Here is a 15,676-nt window from a genome sequence, read left to right as displayed (position 1 = left end):
CATGCTCATCCTGCTCGGAACCTTCCTCGGCCTGATGATTCTCGGCGTGCCGGTGGCCATCTCCATGGCCGTCGCCTCGCTCGCCTTCATCATCATTTCCGGCACCGTGCCCGACGTCATCATGGCGCAGCGGATGATTGCCGGCGTCGAGAGCTTCCCGCTGCTGGCGGTGCCGTTTTTCATCCTTGCAGGCAATCTGATGAACATTGCCGGCGTCACCGGCCGCATCTATGCCTTCGCGGTCGCGCTTGTCGGCTGGATGCGCGGCGGCCTCGCCCAGGTCAACATCATCGGCTCGGTGATCTTCTCGGGCATGTCGGGCACGGCGATCGCGGATGCCGCCGGCATCGGCACGATCGAGATCAAGGCCATGAAGGACCATGGCTATCCGATGGATGTTGCCGTCGGCGTGACGGCAGCCTCGGCGACGCTCGGGCCGATCATTCCGCCTTCACTGCCCTTCGTCATCTACGGCATGATGTCGAACACCTCGATCGGGGCACTCTTCCTTGGCGGTGTCATTCCCGGCGTGGTGATGACGCTGTTCATGATGGGCACGGTCGCGGTTTTCGCCCGCATGCGCGGCTGGGGGTCCGACGCCAAATTCTCGCTGCGCCAGATCGGCTCGGCCGGGATCGAGGTTCTGGTCGTGCTTGGCTTCCCGGTCCTGGCCTATCTGCTCGTCTGGGCAGGCCTGTCGGAGAATGTCGCGATCGGGCTCGCGCTCGTCGCCCTGCTGGCGCTCGACTACTACTTCGACTTCTCGGCGGTGATGGCACTGATGACGCCGGTCATCCTGATCGGCGGCATGACGCTGGGCTGGTTCACGCCGACGGAGGCCGCTGCTGCAGCGGTGATCTGGTCGCTCTTCCTCGGCCTTGTCCGCTATCGCTCCATGACGCTGCGCGCGCTGACCAAGGCGACCTTCGACACGATCGAGACGACCGCGTCCGTCCTCTTCATCGTCACGGCCGCCTCGATCTTCGCCTGGCTGCTGACGGTCTCGAACACGGCGCAGATCCTGTCGGACCTGATCCTTGGTCTGACCCAGAACAAATGGGTCTTCCTGATCCTGGTGAACCTGCTGCTGCTCTTCATCGGCTGTTTCCTCGACACCATCGCGGCGATCACCATCGTGGTGCCGATCCTGCTGCCGATCGCCCTCAAGCTCGGCGTCGACCCGATCCATTTCGGGTTGATCATGACGCTGAACCTGATGATCGGCTTGCTGCATCCGCCGCTCGGCATGGTGCTCTTTGTGCTCTCGCGGGTGGCGAAACTCTCTGTCGAGCAGACCACCATGGCGATCCTGCCCTGGCTGGTCCCGCTCTTCCTGGCGCTCTTTGCCATCACCTTCATTCCCGAGTTGACGCTGTGGCTGCCGCGAACGATGGGGATGTTGCGGTAGTCGGTGGCGGCAGAGCCAAGCCTCCGCCGCCATGCACTAAGGTCAGGCCCCCATTGCACTTCCAGGTTGAGGGTGTTGCACTGCAGGGGCTCCGTTGCCATTTTTTTGGTGAAGGGGAGTTCGCTGACGGGAGTGACGTCCTTGCGCGCGCTCATTGAATCGATGTTGTCCCGGCTGGTGGGAAAATCCCGGCTCGATATTGTGTTCGCCGATGGATCTCAACGCTCTGTCGGCGCCGGAAATCATCCGGGGCTGACGATGCGGATTCTCGACCGGCCGACCGAGTTGAAGCTGGCGCTCAATCCCGAGCTTGCCCTTGGCGAGGCGGTGATGGACGGGCGTGTCGTCGTCGAGCGTGGCAGCCTCTACGACCTTCTCGACATGCTGATCGCCGGGGCATCGCGGCAGGAACTGACCGCCTGGACGCGGCCGCTGACGCGTTTCCGCACCGCGATCAGGCGCATCACCCAGAACAACAATCCGGCCTGGGCGAGACGCAACGTCGCCCATCACTACGACTTGAGGACCGAGTTCTTTCGGCTCTTCCTCGACGACGACCTGCAGTATTCCTGCGCCTTCTTCCCGAGCCCCGATATCTCGCTCGCGGACGCGCAGGCGGCCAAGAAGCATCGCATCATCTCCAAGCTGGCGATCGCGCCGGGCCAGCGTGTCCTCGATATCGGCTCAGGCTGGGGCGGTCTGGGCCTGAGCATCGCACGCGAGACCGGTGCCTCGGTGAAGGGCATCACCCTCTCACGGGAGCAGCTCGCGGTCGCGCAGGAGCGTGCAGCTGCCGAGGGACTACCGGTCGATTTCCAGTTCCAGGATTACCGCACGCTCAGGGAACCTTTCGACCGCATCGTCTCGGTCGGCATGTTCGAGCATGTCGGCGTGGGCTTTTACCGCACCTATTTCCGCAAGGTTGCGCAACTGCTCACAGCGAACGGCGCCGCACTCATCCATACGATCGGCCGCACCACACCGCCGGGCTCGACGAATCCCTTCATCGCCAAATACATCTTCCCCGGGGGGTATATTCCGGCCTTGTCGGAGATCACGGCCGCAGTCGAGCGCGAGGGCCTGATCATCACCGATGTCGAGGTGCTTCGCCTTCACTATGCCGAGACCCTGAAGGCCTGGCGCGAGCGCTTCCTCGCCCGGCGCAAGGAGGCGGTGGCCATGTATGACGAGCGCTTCGCACGGATGTGGGAGTTCTATCTCGCCGCATCCGAAGCGAGTTTCCGCCATGACGATCTCGTCGTCTTCCAGCTCCAGCTCGCCAAGCGGCTCGACACCTTGCCGATGACGCGCGGCTATATGGAGACTTGAACGGAGCGTCGGCCGCGTTTCAGCTTTGCGGAGCGGCCGACAGCGCGATTGCAAAGATCTCGGCGCCCTCGTGAGGATTTGTCAGGACGACGCCTTCGACCGATTCGAGCAGGGCACTGTCGCCGGTGGCGAGCATCTCCCGGTGATCTTGCGACGCAATCATCCAGCCATCTGTGCAGGCAACGAGCACCAGGAGCGTTCCGGCCATCTCGAGCCGGATCGGGCCGGTGCCGCTGAAGCGCGTCACCTTGTGCAGCCAGCGACCGCGCCGGGTCATCACATTGAGGTCGTCGATCGGCCCGTCCACCAGTTGCCCTTCGACGGGCCTGTCGGCCGCGAACGGATAGGGCTCGGTGGACCGCTCGAGGCGCTTGCTCTCGCCATCGCCGAAGGCGAGGACGATGCCTTCGCCCGTCAGCACCGACAAGGTCCTGTCGATGCCGGAGAAGACGGAGAAGGGGCCGTCCGCCCCGACATGGGCCTTGGAGATCCGCCAGTCGAAGCCGTCCAGCGAGGCGCCGGGCGGATGCGCTGCGATCTCCGTCGTGGTGCCGCCGCCGTTCTTCCACGGCATGGTGCGGCACGCGCTGGCGCGGATGATGCGCATGATCAGCCGAGGATGCCCGGCAGCTTCAGGCCCTTCGCCTTGGCGCAGTCGATCGCGATTTCATAGCCGGCATCGGCATGACGCATCACGCCGGTCGCCGGGTCGTTCCACAGCACGCGCTCCAGCCGCTTTGCCGCCTCCGGGGTGCCGTCGGCGACGATGACGACGCCCGAATGCTGCGAATAGCCCATACCGACGCCGCCGCCATGGTGAAGCGAGACCCAGGTCGCACCGCCGGCGGTGTTGAGCAGCGCGTTAAGCAGCGGCCAGTCGGAGACGGCGTCCGAACCGTCCTTCATCGCTTCCGTCTCGCGATTCGGCGAAGCGACCGAGCCGGAATCGAGATGGTCGCGGCCGATCACCACCGGCGCCTTGAGCTCGCCCTTGGCCACCATCTCGTTGAAGGCCAGGCCGAGCCGGTGCCGGTCGCCGAGGCCGACCCAGCAGATCCGTGCCGGCAGGCCCTGGAACTTGATGCGTTCGCGCGCCATGTCGAGCCAGTTATGCAGGTGGTGATCGTCCGGCATCAGCTCCTTCACGCGCTGGTCCGTCCGATAGATGTCCTCCGGATCGCCGGAGAGCGCAGCCCAGCGGAACGGGCCCACGCCGCGGCAGAACAGCGGGCGGATATAGGCCGGGACGAAGCCGGGGAAATCGAAGGCGTTGTCGACGCCCATATCCTTCGCCATCTGGCGGATATTATTGCCGTAATCGAGCGTCGGCACGCCCATTTGCTGGAAATCCAGCATGGCGCGGACATGCACGGCCATCGACTTCTTGGCGGCCTCGATCGTACCGGCAGGATCGCGCTCCTTGCGCTCTTCCCACTGCTCGAGTGTCCAGCCTGCCGGCAGATAGCCGTTCAGCGGGTCATGGGCCGAGGTCTGGTCGGTGACGACATCCGGACGGATGCCGCGCCTGACCATGTCGGGGAAGATTTCCGCTGCATTGCCGAGCACGCCGACTGAGACGGCCTTGCCGGCCGCATGGGCGCGATTGATGATCTCCAGCGCCTCGTCGACGCTGTCGGCCTTCTCGTCGAGATAGCCGGTGCGCAGCCTGAACTCGATGCTGGAGGGCTTGCACTCGATGGCGATCATCGAGGCCCCGGCCATCGTCGCGGCGAGCGGCTGGGCTCCGCCCATGCCGCCGAGACCGCCGGTCAGGATCCACTTGCCCTTGAGGCTGCCGCCATAATGCTGGCGGCCGACCTCGACGAAGGTCTCGTAAGTGCCCTGAACGATGCCCTGCGTGCCGATATAGATCCAGGACCCCGCGGTCATCTGGCCGTACATCATCAGCCCGGCCTTATCGAGCTCGTGGAAATGCTCCCAGTTCGCGTAGGCCGGCACGAGGTTCGAATTGGCGATCAGCACGCGCGGCGCATCCGCATGGGTGCGGAACACGCCGACGGGCTTGCCGGACTGCACCAGCAGCGTTTCGTCGGTCTCGAGCGAGCGCAGCGCGCCGACGATCCGGTCGAAATCTTCCCAGGTCCGGGCAGCGCGGCCGATGCCGCCATAGACCACGAGCTCGCCGGGCTTCTCGGCGACGTCGGGGTCGAGATTATTCATCAGCATGCGCAGCGGCGCTTCGGTCAGCCAGCTCTTGGCGGAGAGCTCGCTGCCCCTGGGGCTGCGGATGACGCGGCTATTGTCGATGCGGGTCATGAATGGCTCCGTTCAAACCGTGATCGGGAAATGCGGAATGCGTTGTTTCCGTCCGATCAGGGTCAGGGTTTCAGCTTTCTGGCCGCATCGAGCGCGGCTTCGATGATGGCGGAGAGGGCGGTTTGCAGTCGGGCGGCCTTGGGCGTGTCGAAGTGCCAGGGCGGCGTCTCCTCGGTGAGATAGCCGCTCAGCGAGATTTCCATCTGGATCGCGTGCACATCCCGCGCCGGCTGGCCGTAGTGGCGGGTGATCCAGCCGCCCTTGAAGCGGCCATTGCTGACATGGCTGAAGCCCGAGCCGGCAAGTGCTGCATCGGCCGCGTGCTGGACCGAAGATGCGCAGCTCGCGCCGGAATTGGTGCCGAGATTGAGCATCGGCAGCGTGCCCGGGAACAGGCGTGGAATGACCGACTTGATGGAGTGGCAGTCCCAGAGCAGGCAGAAACCATGCACGGCCTTGGCTCGTTCGATCTCGGCTGCGAGTGCGTCGTGATAGGGCTGGAAATAGGCGGCGCGACGGCGCGCGATCTCGGCCCCGTCGGGCGCCTTTGCCCAGATCGGCTCGCCGTCGAAGGTCGTGGTCGGCACCAGCTCCGTCGTCGCCTGTCCGGGGTAGAGCGATACGCCGGACGGATCGCGGTTGAGGTCGATGACATAGCGCGACAGCCCGGCCTCGACGATCGTCGGTGCGAAGCGCTCGGCGAACGCATAGAGCTGGCGCATATGCCAGTCGGTGTCGGGCACGGAACGACCCGTCTCGTTCAGCGCCGCCTTCACCTCCTCCGGCAAGCCAGTGCCGGGATGCGGCATCGACAGGACCAGCGGACCGGCGCCTTGCGTGACGCTGACGATCTCGGAAGGGTTCACGTTCATCACGCCGAGAACTCCGCGAAGCTGTCGAGCCCGGCGGCATCGCTGATCGCGCCGCTGAGCACCAGCTCGGTCGCCGCCGCCAGGTCGGGGGCAAGGTAGCGGTCCGCATCGAGGGGCGCGATACGCTCCCGGACCAGGGCCAGCACCGGCTCCAGCCGCGGGCTCGTCTTCATCGGGCGATGATGCTCGATCGCTTCCGCCGCGGCCATCAGCTCGACGCCGATGATGCTGGCTGCGTTGCGGGCCATGTCGAGCAGGCGATAGGCGCCATGCGTCGCCATCGAGACATGGTCTTCCTGGTTGGCCGAGGTCGGGATCGTGTCGACCGAGGCGGGATAGGCCTTCTGCTTGTTCTCCGATGCCAGCGCAGCTGCCGTGACCTGCGCAATCATGAAGCCGGAGTTCAGCCCGGCATCGCGGGCCAGGAACGGAGGCAGGCCGCTCATCACGGGGTCGACCAGCAGTGCCATGCGCCGCTCCGACAGGTTGCCGATCTCGCACAGCCCCATGGCGAGGATGTCGGCGGCGAAGGCGACGGGCTCGGCGTGGAAGTTGCCGCCCGAGACGATTTCGCCCGGCCCCAGCACCAGTGGGTTATCGGTGACCGCGTTGGCCTCGATCGCAAGCGTCGCGGCGGCATTGGCGAGGAGGTCCCGCACGGCCCCCATCACCTGCGGCTGGCAGCGCAGCGAGTAAGGATCCTGGACCTTGGAATCGCCGAAGCGATGGCTGTCGCGGATTTCACTCTTCGCGATCAGCGCGAGCAATGTTTGCGCGACCCGGATCTGGCCGGGCTGGCCGCGCAGCGCCTGGATGCGCGGGTCGAACGGCGTGTCGGAGCCCTTCAGCGCATCCACGGAGAGTGCGCCAGTGACCAGCGCGGCATCGAACACGCGGGCGATGTCGCTGAGCGCCGTCAGCGCGATCGCGGTCGAGACCTGCGTCCCGTTGATCAGCGCTAGACCTTCCTTGGCCCCAAGTTCGAGCGGCTTCTGGCCGATCCGGGCCAAGGCATCCCCTGCGGGAAGGGTCTCGCCCTTCAACCTGATCTCGCCGACGCCCATCAGCGCCGCGGTGAGATGGGCAAGCGGCGCAAGATCGCCGGAAGCGCCGACCGAACCCTTGGCGGGAACGACCGGGAGCGCGTCGGCTGCGAGCGCGCCGACCAGAGACTCGACCACGACGGGGCGTACACCGGAGGCCCCGCGCGCCAGGCTCGCGGCCTTCATGGCGAGGATCAGGCGCACGATCCGGTCCGGCAGGGCAGGCCCGGTGCCGACGGCGTGGGAGAGGATCAGGTTGCGCTGCAGGGTGGCCAGGTCGGCATCGGCGATGCGCACGCTCGCAAGCTTGCCGAAGCCGGTATTGACGCCATAGGTCACGGTTCCGGCGGCGACGATGTCGTCGACGATCGCTTGCGCAGCGGCGATCGATGCGGCGCTTGCGCCATCCAGCTTGGCTGCGGCGCCGTCAATCACGGCGCGCCATTGTTTGAGGGCGGCGTCGCCCGGCCTCAGGGAGAATGTCGTGGTCATTGGCCGTTCCAGATGCGGGAGTGAAGCGGGTTGAAACCGATGCGGTAGGCGAGTTCAGCAGGGCGCTCGATCTCCCAGATGGCGAGATCGCAGCGCTTGCCGGCCTCGAGCGTGCCGATCTTGTCCTGCAGGCCGAGCGCCTTGGCGGCATGGCGCGTCAGCCCGGCCAGCGCCTCTTCGGGTGTCAGCCGGAAGAGCGTGCAGGCCATGTTGAGGACCAGCAGCGGCGAGGTCAGCGGCGAGGAGCCGGGATTGGCATCCGTCGCGAGCGCGATCGCAACGCCATGCTTGCGCAGCAGCTCGATCGGCGGCTTCTGCGTCTCGCGCAGGAAGTAGAAGGCGCCCGGCAGGATGACGGCGACCGTCCCAGACCGGGCCATGGCGATCACGCCCGCTTCGTCGAGATATTCGAGATGGTCGGCCGACAATGCGCCATGCCCGGCCGCGAGCGCGGCGCCGCCCAGGTTGGAGAGCTGTTCGGCATGGATCTTGACCGGCAGCCCCTTGGCCCTGGCTGCGGCAAAGACCCGCGCCGTCTCGCTCGGTGAGAAGGCAATGCCCTCGCAGAACACGTCGACGGCATCGGCAAGATCCTGCGCGGCCACCGCATCGAGCATTGGCCCGGTGATCTGGTCGACATAGTCGCCGGAGCGGCCAGTGAACTCCGGCGGAACGGCATGGGCGGCAAGGAAGGTGGTGCGGACGGTGACAGGCCGTTCGCGACCAAGCTGCCGTGCGACCGCAAGCTGCTTCAGCTCGGTCTGCTGTTCGAGCCCGTAGCCCGACTTGATTTCGACGGTCGTGATGCCTTCAGCGATCAAGGCGCCCAGGCGCCGGTCGGCGCTGGCGAAGAGCTCGGCCTCGCTGGCAGCGCGCGTCGCCTTGACGGTGGAGAGGATGCCGCCGCCGGCGCGTGCGATTTCCTCATAGCTCGCGCCCTGCAGCCTGAGCTCGAACTCATGTGCCCGGTCTCCGCCATAGACGAGATGGGTATGGCAATCGATCAGGCCCGGCGTGATCCAACGTCCGCCGCAGTCGAGCGTTTCACGCGCATTCAGGGTTGGTGCCTCGCTGCGCGGGCCGGCAAAGATGATGCGGCCGTCGCGGGCCGCAACGACCCCGTCCTCGACTGCGCCATAGGGCTGGCCGGCGTCGGGCGCCATGGTTGCGAGGCGGGCATTCACCCAGATCCTGTCGCAGTGGGAAGGTTCCGCGGCCATCCGCATCCTCTCGACTTCGTTTGCGATCTGACTATGCTAGACAATTGCATATGCAATTAGCAAGTGTCATTTGCATATGCAAATCGAGTGAGGAGCCAGCGTGACACCAACCCCGACCCTGCATCTCGCCCAGGCACTCCTACCGGAGGGCTTCGCCGACAACGTGACGCTCACGATCGCGGAGGGGGCAATCGCCTCCGTGAGCGTGGGTAAAGCTGCACCGGCCGGTGCCCTGCGCCTGGCCGGGCTGACGCTCCCGGGCATGCCGAACCTCCATAGCCATCTGTTCCAGCGCGGCATGGCGGGCCTGTCTGAGCGGCGCGGCGCCACGGCGGATTCGTTCTGGACCTGGCGCGAGGTGATGTACCGATTTCTCGATCGGCTTGACCCCGACGACGTCCAGGCAATCGCGGCGCAGGCGATGGTCGAAATGCTGGAGGGCGGCTTCACCGCGCTCGCCGAGTTCCACTATCTGCACCATGACAAGGACGGCCAAGCGCATGCCGATATCGCGGCGATGGCGCAGGCGGTTGCGGCCGCAACCGAGGAAACCGGCATCGGCCTGACCCTGCTGCCGGTGTTCTATCGTTTCGGTAATTTCGGCGGCGCGGCGCCGAGCCATGGCCAGCGCCGTTTCATCAATGGTCGCGACAGTTTTGCACGGCTCATGGAGGCGAGCGCCGTGGCGATCAGCGCTCTGCCGGATTCGCGGCTCGGCGTCGCGCCGCATTCGCTGCGCGCTGTCTCGCCTGAGGATCTGGAGTGGCTGCTTGGCCTGAGGCCTGATGGACCGATCCACATCCATGTCGCCGAACAGATGCGCGAGATCGAGGACAGCCTGACGATCACCGGCCGTCGCCCGGTCGAATTCCTGACGGACAACGTCGCGCTGGACCGGCGCTGGTGCCTGATCCACGCAACCCATCTGACCGATGCGGAGCGCGACGCCATCGCGCGCAGCGGCGCTGTCGCGGGACTGTGCCCGATCACCGAGTCGAGCCTGGGCGACGGTATCTTCGAGGGCGTGCGCTACGCGGCCGCTGGCGGGGCCTTCGGGGTTGGCAGCGATTCCAACATCCAGATCGATGCCGGCGCCGAGCTGCGCCAACTCGAATACTCCCAGCGCCTGCGCGATCGCGGGCGCGCCTTGCTGGCAGATGCTCAGGCGTCCACCGGACATGCACTCTGGGCAAAGGCCTGTGCCGGCGGCGCGCAAGCCTGCGGCCGTGCCATTGGAAGCCTTGCGGTGGGACAGCGCGCCGATCTCGTCTCGCTCGATCTCGATCATCCCGCCCTGGTCGGGAAGCGCGGCGAGGCGGCGCTCGACAGCGCGATTTTCGCAGCCAACGCCCTCCCGTTGCGCGATGTCCTGGTTGGCGGCCGGCAGGTTGTCAGCGAAGGTCGCCATGTCGCACGCGCCGCTGTCGCGAGCCGATTCGCCGCGACGATGCGTCGGCTGCTTGCCTGAGTCCTTGAAGGATCGTCATGTCGGATAACGGGATCGAGGCTGTAAAGCTGGATGGCACGGGCCCGGTCTATGACCAGATCCGCCGTGCCATCCGGGATCTCGTGCTGAATGGGGCCTGGCCTCCGGGAACGGCGGTGCCGCCGGAGCACGCCTTGATGGAGCGGCTCGGCGCTTCGCGCATGACCGTGCATCGCGCGTTGGTACAGCTGGCGCGCGAAGGGTTGATCACGCGTCGCCGGCGGTCCGGCACCATCGTGGCGAACCCGCCGGCAAGCCATGCCATGCTCGACATCCTGTCGATACCCGACGAGGTAAGGCAGCTCGGGCAGGACTATTCCTTCCAGATTCTGTCGCGGCGGGACGCACGGCCTTCGCCTGAAGTCGCTGCGCGCTTCGAACTGAAGCGCTCGGAACAGGTGGCCCATCTCGTGACCCTGCATCGCAGTGGCGGGCAGCCGCATGTGCTGGAAGAGCGGGTGATTCATCTCGCGACCGTGCCCGCAGCCGCGGCCGAACGATTCGAGACGACGCCTCCCGGCGACTGGTTGCTGCAGCACAGTCTCTGGTCGCAGGCCGAACACGCGATCAGCGCGGTGGCGGCGGGCGAGCGGGAGTCGGGGTTGCTGGAGATCGAGCAGGGCGAGCCGTGCCTGCTCGTCGAGCGCCGCACTTGGAATCAGAACCAGCCGGTGACGGCCGTTCGTCTGCTCTATCCTGGCGGGCGCCACCGCTTCATTGGTCGCTTTGGCCCTTACGGCGCGGTTTGAGCCGCGCATGAAAAAGGCCCGCGAATGCGGGCCTTTCCCAATTTCAGCTGCTGATCGGTTCAGCAGGCATAGCGAACGCGGCGACCCCATTCGTCGCGACCGTAGCAGACACGGTCAGGCGTCGTGGCCGAGCCGATGATGGCGCCGCCAGCGCCGCCGATTGCTGCGCCCGCGAGCGCGCCACCAGCGCGGCCGGTGGCCAGGCCACCAATCAGTGCACCCGTGCCAGCGCCGATCAGGGCGCCCGTTCCGGTGTTCTGCTCGCGCTGCGTGCAGGCGCCGAGCGAGGCCGCGACCGCGACGAGGATGAGAAGCTTCTTCATTGTCTTGACTCCCAGGATGCAATCGACAGGCCTAATGCACAGTCCGAACCGCTCCGTTCGATATGGAAACGCGCCCGGAAGGATCGACACGCGATCCGTAACGGGCGACGCAATCACATCGCGCGACATAGCAACCATGACAAAGGATTAATGTTCCATTTATGGCTTCGCCACGTGGAGCGGAGATACCCAGGGTTGTCTTCCACAGGGAGTGGAGTGGTTCGGCTTTTGCCCGGAACCTTCCGAATTCCCCGGCGTTGATCTGGCAGACTGCGGTGCGAGCCACCGCGTAGCCGTTCAATGGAGGCTCCAATGACCGCAACAGCTACCACGGGAAATCCGCTCATCGCCGGAGCACGTGTCGCCGGGACCAGCGTCTATAATGCGGCGGGCGATCATCTCGGCGAGATCTATGACGTGATGCTCGACAAGCAGACCGGCAAGGTCGCCTACGCCATCATGTCCTTCGGCGGCTTTCTCGGCTTGGGTGAGAAATACCATCCCATTCCCTGGAGTGTGCTCGACTACGACACCAATCGCGGCGGCTATGTCGTGCCTCTTACCAAGGAGAAGCTCGAGGCGGCGCCGATGTATGACAGCGAAGGCGAGCCCGACTGGGACGACAGGAATTACGGCAAGCGCGTGCATGATTACTACGGCACGATGCCCTACTGGATGATGTAGGCGCCGCCGGCTGCAGGTCGCGGCGGTTGCTATCCCCCCAGCCGAACCGTCGTGACGGCGGGATGCGGGCCGAAAGGCCCGCATCTTCCGTTTGGAGGCCCGACTCCTTCCCTTTTTCGGGAACCAATCCGCGCATTGCGCGTCATCCTGACAGCGCCTTTCCGTCATCGCCGGCACGTGCGGGACTGCCCGTCGGCTCGTTGAGGCGGTCCAATTCCTGCCAGGAGCCCCTCATGCAGATCCGTTACGGCTATCGCATCGAACTCGTCTCTCAGCAGGAATTGCCGCTGTTGACGATGCTCGATGTGCATCCTTCCCGTCAGCACGATGTCATCCGCCAAGACGATATGACCGCGGTCTCCCTGGTCGATCCCCGTCGCCATGTTCCGGTCGAGCGATATCGCGACCCGTTCGGCAATATCTGCCGCCGGCTTGTCGCCCCGGTGGGCGGGGTCCGGCTGAGTTCGGCAGGGCTCCTCCATGATTCCGGCGAGCCCGACCCTTTCAATCCGGCGGCGCGGCAGGCGCAACCGTCCGAACTGCCCGACGAGGTGCTGATCTATCTGCTCGGCAGCCGGTACTGCGAAACCGACAAGCTTGGGGATCGCGCCTGGCAGCTCTTCGGCCAGGTCCCTCCGGGCTGGCAGCGTGTCCAGGCCGTCGTCGATTTCGTCCATAATCACCTGACCTTCGGCTATGCCTATGCGCGCAACACGCGCACTGCGGCGGAGGCCTTCGAGGAACGGATCGGCGTCTGCCGCGACTTCGCCCACCTTGCCGTGACCCTCTGCCGCTGCCTCAATATCCCGGCCCGCTATTGCAACGGCTATCTCGGCGATATCGGCGTGCCGAAGGATCCGGCCCCAATGGATTTCAACGCCTGGTTCGAGGTCTTCCTCAGTGGTCGCTGGTACACCTTCGATGCGCGTCACAATGCTCGCCGGATCGGCCGGATCGTGATCGCCCGGGGGCGTGACGCGACCGACGTCGCGATGCTCAATTCTTTCGGAGCCCATTCGCTTCAGCATTTCGAGGTCACGACCGAAGAGGTCGAAGACACGGCCACTGCCATGATTGTGACGAAAGGCCGTGTTGAGTGGCGCGCGGAGCGGGCCGCTGCAGTGTGAAATGCCGATTGGCCTGGGCTCCGGCATGGATGGGATGATATCAGGGCGTCATGCGCCATATCGTGATCGTCAATGCGCGGGCGGGCACCGTGCTGGCCGCAGGGCCCGAGGCATTCGCGGCCAGGATCGAGGCCGCGTTCCATGCCCATGATTGCAAGGCGGAGGTCCGGCTCGTGCCGCCGCGCGAGTTGCATCATGCGCTTTCGACGGCGATCGCCGATGCTGCGGCAACCCCCGTCATTGCGGGGGGGGACGGCACAATCAACGGCGTGCTTCCGGTCCTGCTGCAGGCCGGACGGCCAGTAGGGGTTCTCCCGCTGGGGACGGTGAATATCCTTGGGCGGGATCTCGGCCTCATCGGGACGCTGGAGGGCCAGATCGAGGCGCTCTGCACGGGCGTGCCGGTGACGATGGACATCGGCCGCGTCAACGACCGGCTGTTCCACTCGATCTCGGGAATGGGCTTCTTCAGCCTGATGGCGCGCGAACGTGAATATGCGCGCAGGCGCTTCCCCTTCAGCCGCGCGGTCGCCTTTGCGGTCGCTGCGACGCGCTCCATTCTGTTCACCCGGGCGATTACCGTCGACATCCGGATCGGCCAGGAGCGCCGCCAGGTCGAGGCCGATGCCGTGCTTGTCACCATCAATAGTTTCGATGGGCCCGAATGGCGTCGCAGCAAGCTCGATGGCGGCGTCTTCGAGGTCCATATCCTCAATGCGGGTGGCCTTCTCTCGCGCGCCAAGGCAGCGCTGTCGGTCGCATCCGGGCACTGGCGCTCGTCCCAGAACCTGACCTCCTATACCGGTGACGAAGTCACGCTGACGCGTCGCGACAAGAAGCGCGGCCACATCACCTTCGACGGTGAGGTCGAGCGCAAGGCCGGCGAGCTCCGCTATCGCCTTCTGCCAAAGGCGGTGCGCATCATCGCCTGCCGGGTGCCCCCGGGCCGGGCGCACGGCTAGAGACACGTTCCTCCGGTCAATTGCCATCATTCAGGATTTCGATGCCGCTTCATCCCCGCATTCTTGTCCCGCTGGCGGCCGCCTTCGCCTTTCTCGGCCTGACGCTGTTCATCATGTCCGGTCGGACCTTCGCCTTCGATCCCGGCTTGATCCTGCTGTTCCGGCAAGCTGGAGACCCGGCCACGCCGATCGGGCCGCAATGGTTGACCGAGATGATGCGGGACATCAGCGGGCTCGGCAGTTTCGTCGGGCTTGGTTTCATGACCCTCGCGGCGACGCTCGCTCTCTGGCTTGCCGGCTATCGCCGCCTCGCCATCGCACTCGTCGTCAATGTCGTGCTGGCAACGCTGGTCAGCACGCTGCTGAAGATCGGGATCGGCCGCGCGCGCCCCGACGTCGTCGAGCCGAGTGCAATCGTCTTCACTGCGAGCTTTCCGAGCGGTCATGCCTTTCTGTCGGCGGTTGTTCTGCTCGGCATCGCCGGTTTCATCGGGCTGGCATCCCGGCATCGGGATATCACACGGCTGAGCATCGGGCTGGCCTGGGTCCTGATGCTGCTGATTGGCGTGAGCCGGATCTATCTGGGCGTCCATTGGCCAAGCGACGTGCTGGCCGGCTGGTGCCTCGGCATCGCGTGGTCGAGCCTTTCGCTCGCACTTGCCGGACAGGGAATGGCAAGGGCGGAGCCCGCCAGTGCCGGCACTCCTTCCGCCGGCTGATCCGCCGGCTCAGCGCATATCGATCGTGGTGTTGACGCCGAGATCCGGCGCCCGCCCGAGGATCTTGGCCGTGGCAAGCTTGAAGGCGATCACGACAGCACTCGATGGACCGTCCCAGATCTCGGCCGAGACTGGCGTCAGGGCCAGCAAGGTCACATCCGGATCGTCGGGGCCGTTAGGGAACCAGGCTCCGACCAAGGGGCTCCAGATTCTCTTGAGCAACTGGATGTCATCAAGCCGCTCGGCACGGCATTCGATCGTCGCATAGAAATTGTGGTTCTCGTCGCTCAAGGCGATCGAGGCGGTTTGCGAGGCATCGAGCTCTTCGACCGGACCGGTATGGCTGTGCGTGACGAACAGGATGCGGTGCTCTTCACGATCGACATGCCCCGACATCGGCCGGGTCCTGATCCGACCGCGGACGATGGTCGACACCATGCAGATCGTGTGATCGGTGAGGGCGGTCCAAATTCGTTGCTGGAGCGGTGTCTCGACCATTGTCGCCTGTCCTTCCATGCACGCCGCCGGCCTCGTCATGGAGGAACGCGCCTTCCAGGCGTCCGTTCCTCGATGCCGGGGCTCCGGGGACTCTTCACGCCTTTCCGCCGCGAGGCAATGCCGATCACGGAATGATGAGGCGGAACCGCAGGCGCTCGCGAAACGTTGACCGGCTGCCGCCCCGTCGCGGTGTCTGGATCACAGGATCGCTGATGTTCACCTCCCGCAATACGCTTCTGCTGCTCGTCGCCGTCCTGGTCGCTGGCCTCGCCGTGACCGGTTATGCCCTTTACGAGGAGAAGAAGCAGCCGGATGGTGTCCAGATCTCGGTCGGAAAGAACGGGCTGTCGATCAAGGAGAAGTGAGCCGTCCCGCCGCGATTGGGCTGCCCGGCCCTCTCGCACAGCCTTGGCGCGTCGATCGTCTCGACAGAAACTCTCTGCATACTGTATGCGGATTGGCGCGCCGGTGAGCCATGACCGGGACG

16 protein-coding genes are annotated in these 15,676 nt (G+C 65.5%); 9 read left to right on the top strand and 7 right to left on the bottom strand.

Going from position 1 to position 15,676, the window contains the following annotated elements:
- Position 1 precedes the first annotated feature (1 nt).
- Both BIWAKO_RS04950 and BIWAKO_RS04945 read left to right on the top strand, forming a co-directional pair.
- Positions 2-1,408 (top strand): TRAP transporter large permease, encoded by a 1,407-nt coding sequence (locus tag BIWAKO_RS04950; RefSeq protein ID WP_069877590.1) that lies wholly within the window; start codon positions 2-4, stop codon positions 1,406-1,408.
- A gap of 162 nt (positions 1,409-1,570) precedes the next feature.
- Entirely contained in the window at positions 1,571-2,737 is a 1,167-nt protein-coding gene (locus BIWAKO_RS04945; protein WP_084652149.1) for an SAM-dependent methyltransferase, read from the top strand.
- A gap of 19 nt (positions 2,738-2,756) precedes the next feature.
- Here BIWAKO_RS04945 and BIWAKO_RS04940 read toward each other — a convergent pair whose 3' ends face one another.
- The 5 genes from BIWAKO_RS04940 to hutI all read right to left on the bottom strand — a co-directional run bounded on the left by BIWAKO_RS04940 (position 2,757) and on the right by hutI (position 8,641).
- Positions 2,757-3,344 (bottom strand): HutD/Ves family protein, encoded by a 588-nt coding sequence (locus BIWAKO_RS04940; RefSeq protein ID WP_069877588.1) that lies wholly within the window; start codon positions 3,342-3,344, stop codon positions 2,757-2,759.
- Positions 3,345-3,346: 2 nt separating this feature from the next.
- Positions 3,347-5,014 (bottom strand): urocanate hydratase, encoded by a 1,668-nt coding sequence (gene hutU / locus BIWAKO_RS04935; RefSeq protein WP_069877587.1) that lies wholly within the window; start codon positions 5,012-5,014, stop codon positions 3,347-3,349.
- 62 nt (positions 5,015-5,076) lie between these two features.
- Positions 5,077-5,886 (bottom strand): N-formylglutamate deformylase, encoded by an 810-nt coding sequence (gene hutG, locus BIWAKO_RS04930; RefSeq protein WP_069877586.1) that lies wholly within the window; start codon positions 5,884-5,886, stop codon positions 5,077-5,079.
- On the bottom strand, positions 5,886-7,421 hold the full coding sequence (hutH, locus tag BIWAKO_RS04925; RefSeq protein ID WP_069877585.1) for a histidine ammonia-lyase: 1,536 nt from the start codon (positions 7,419-7,421) through the stop codon (positions 5,886-5,888). Before hutH ends, hutG begins: the two co-directional genes overlap by 1 nt.
- The gene (gene hutI, locus BIWAKO_RS04920) at positions 7,418-8,641 is read right to left on the bottom strand and encodes an imidazolonepropionase (protein WP_069877584.1); all 1,224 of its coding nucleotides are present in this window, start codon (positions 8,639-8,641) and stop codon (positions 7,418-7,420) included. Before hutI ends, hutH begins: the two co-directional genes overlap by 4 nt.
- 100 nt (positions 8,642-8,741) lie before the next feature.
- Between hutI and BIWAKO_RS04915 the strand changes: the two genes are divergently transcribed.
- Together BIWAKO_RS04915 and BIWAKO_RS04910 are read left to right on the top strand one after the other, a co-directional pair.
- On the top strand, positions 8,742-10,109 hold the full coding sequence (locus BIWAKO_RS04915) for a formimidoylglutamate deiminase (protein WP_244523361.1): 1,368 nt from the start codon (positions 8,742-8,744) through the stop codon (positions 10,107-10,109).
- 17 nt (positions 10,110-10,126) lie between these two features.
- On the top strand, positions 10,127-10,876 hold the full coding sequence (locus tag BIWAKO_RS04910; RefSeq protein WP_084651162.1) for a UTRA domain-containing protein: 750 nt from the start codon (positions 10,127-10,129) through the stop codon (positions 10,874-10,876).
- Between the two features lie 59 nt (positions 10,877-10,935).
- Here BIWAKO_RS04910 and BIWAKO_RS04905 read toward each other — a convergent pair whose 3' ends face one another.
- Positions 10,936-11,199 carry a glycine zipper domain-containing protein gene (locus tag BIWAKO_RS04905; RefSeq protein WP_069877583.1) on the bottom strand — a complete coding sequence of 88 codons (264 nt, stop codon included), beginning with the start codon at positions 11,197-11,199 and terminating at the stop codon, positions 10,936-10,938.
- A 312-nt stretch (positions 11,200-11,511) separates the two neighbouring features.
- Between BIWAKO_RS04905 and BIWAKO_RS04900 the strand changes: the two genes are divergently transcribed.
- The 4 genes from BIWAKO_RS04900 to BIWAKO_RS04885 all read left to right on the top strand — a co-directional run bounded on the left by BIWAKO_RS04900 (position 11,512) and on the right by BIWAKO_RS04885 (position 14,691).
- Positions 11,512-11,883, top strand: a complete 372-nt coding sequence (locus BIWAKO_RS04900; protein ID WP_069877582.1) for a PRC-barrel domain-containing protein — start codon at positions 11,512-11,514, stop codon at positions 11,881-11,883.
- A gap of 233 nt (positions 11,884-12,116) precedes the next feature.
- Complete coding sequence (locus BIWAKO_RS04895; protein WP_069877581.1) at positions 12,117-13,010, top strand: transglutaminase-like domain-containing protein; 894 nt, start codon at positions 12,117-12,119, stop codon at positions 13,008-13,010.
- A gap of 50 nt (positions 13,011-13,060) precedes the next feature.
- The gene (locus BIWAKO_RS04890) at positions 13,061-13,972 is read left to right on the top strand and encodes a diacylglycerol/lipid kinase family protein (RefSeq protein ID WP_069877580.1); all 912 of its coding nucleotides are present in this window, start codon (positions 13,061-13,063) and stop codon (positions 13,970-13,972) included.
- Between the two features lie 41 nt (positions 13,973-14,013).
- A complete protein-coding gene (locus tag BIWAKO_RS04885) occupies positions 14,014-14,691 on the top strand; it encodes a phosphatase PAP2 family protein (protein WP_069877579.1) in 678 nt (225 codons plus the stop codon).
- 9 nt (positions 14,692-14,700) lie between these two features.
- Here BIWAKO_RS04885 and BIWAKO_RS04880 read toward each other — a convergent pair whose 3' ends face one another.
- Entirely contained in the window at positions 14,701-15,189 is a 489-nt protein-coding gene (locus BIWAKO_RS04880) for a pyridoxamine 5'-phosphate oxidase family protein (protein WP_069877578.1), read from the bottom strand.
- Positions 15,190-15,401: 212 nt separating this feature from the next.
- Between BIWAKO_RS04880 and BIWAKO_RS35870 the strand changes: the two genes are divergently transcribed.
- Entirely contained in the window at positions 15,402-15,554 is a 153-nt protein-coding gene (locus BIWAKO_RS35870; RefSeq protein ID WP_176733262.1) for a hypothetical protein, read from the top strand.
- Positions 15,555-15,676: the final 122 nt, after the last annotated feature.

Origin of the sequence: Bosea sp. BIWAKO-01 (assembly GCF_001748145.1) — a bacterium.
Classification (GTDB): Bacteria; Pseudomonadota; Alphaproteobacteria; order Rhizobiales; family Beijerinckiaceae; genus Allobosea.
Note: the sequence above shows the minus strand (reverse complement) of the source record. Positions and strands in the feature narration are given on the sequence as shown.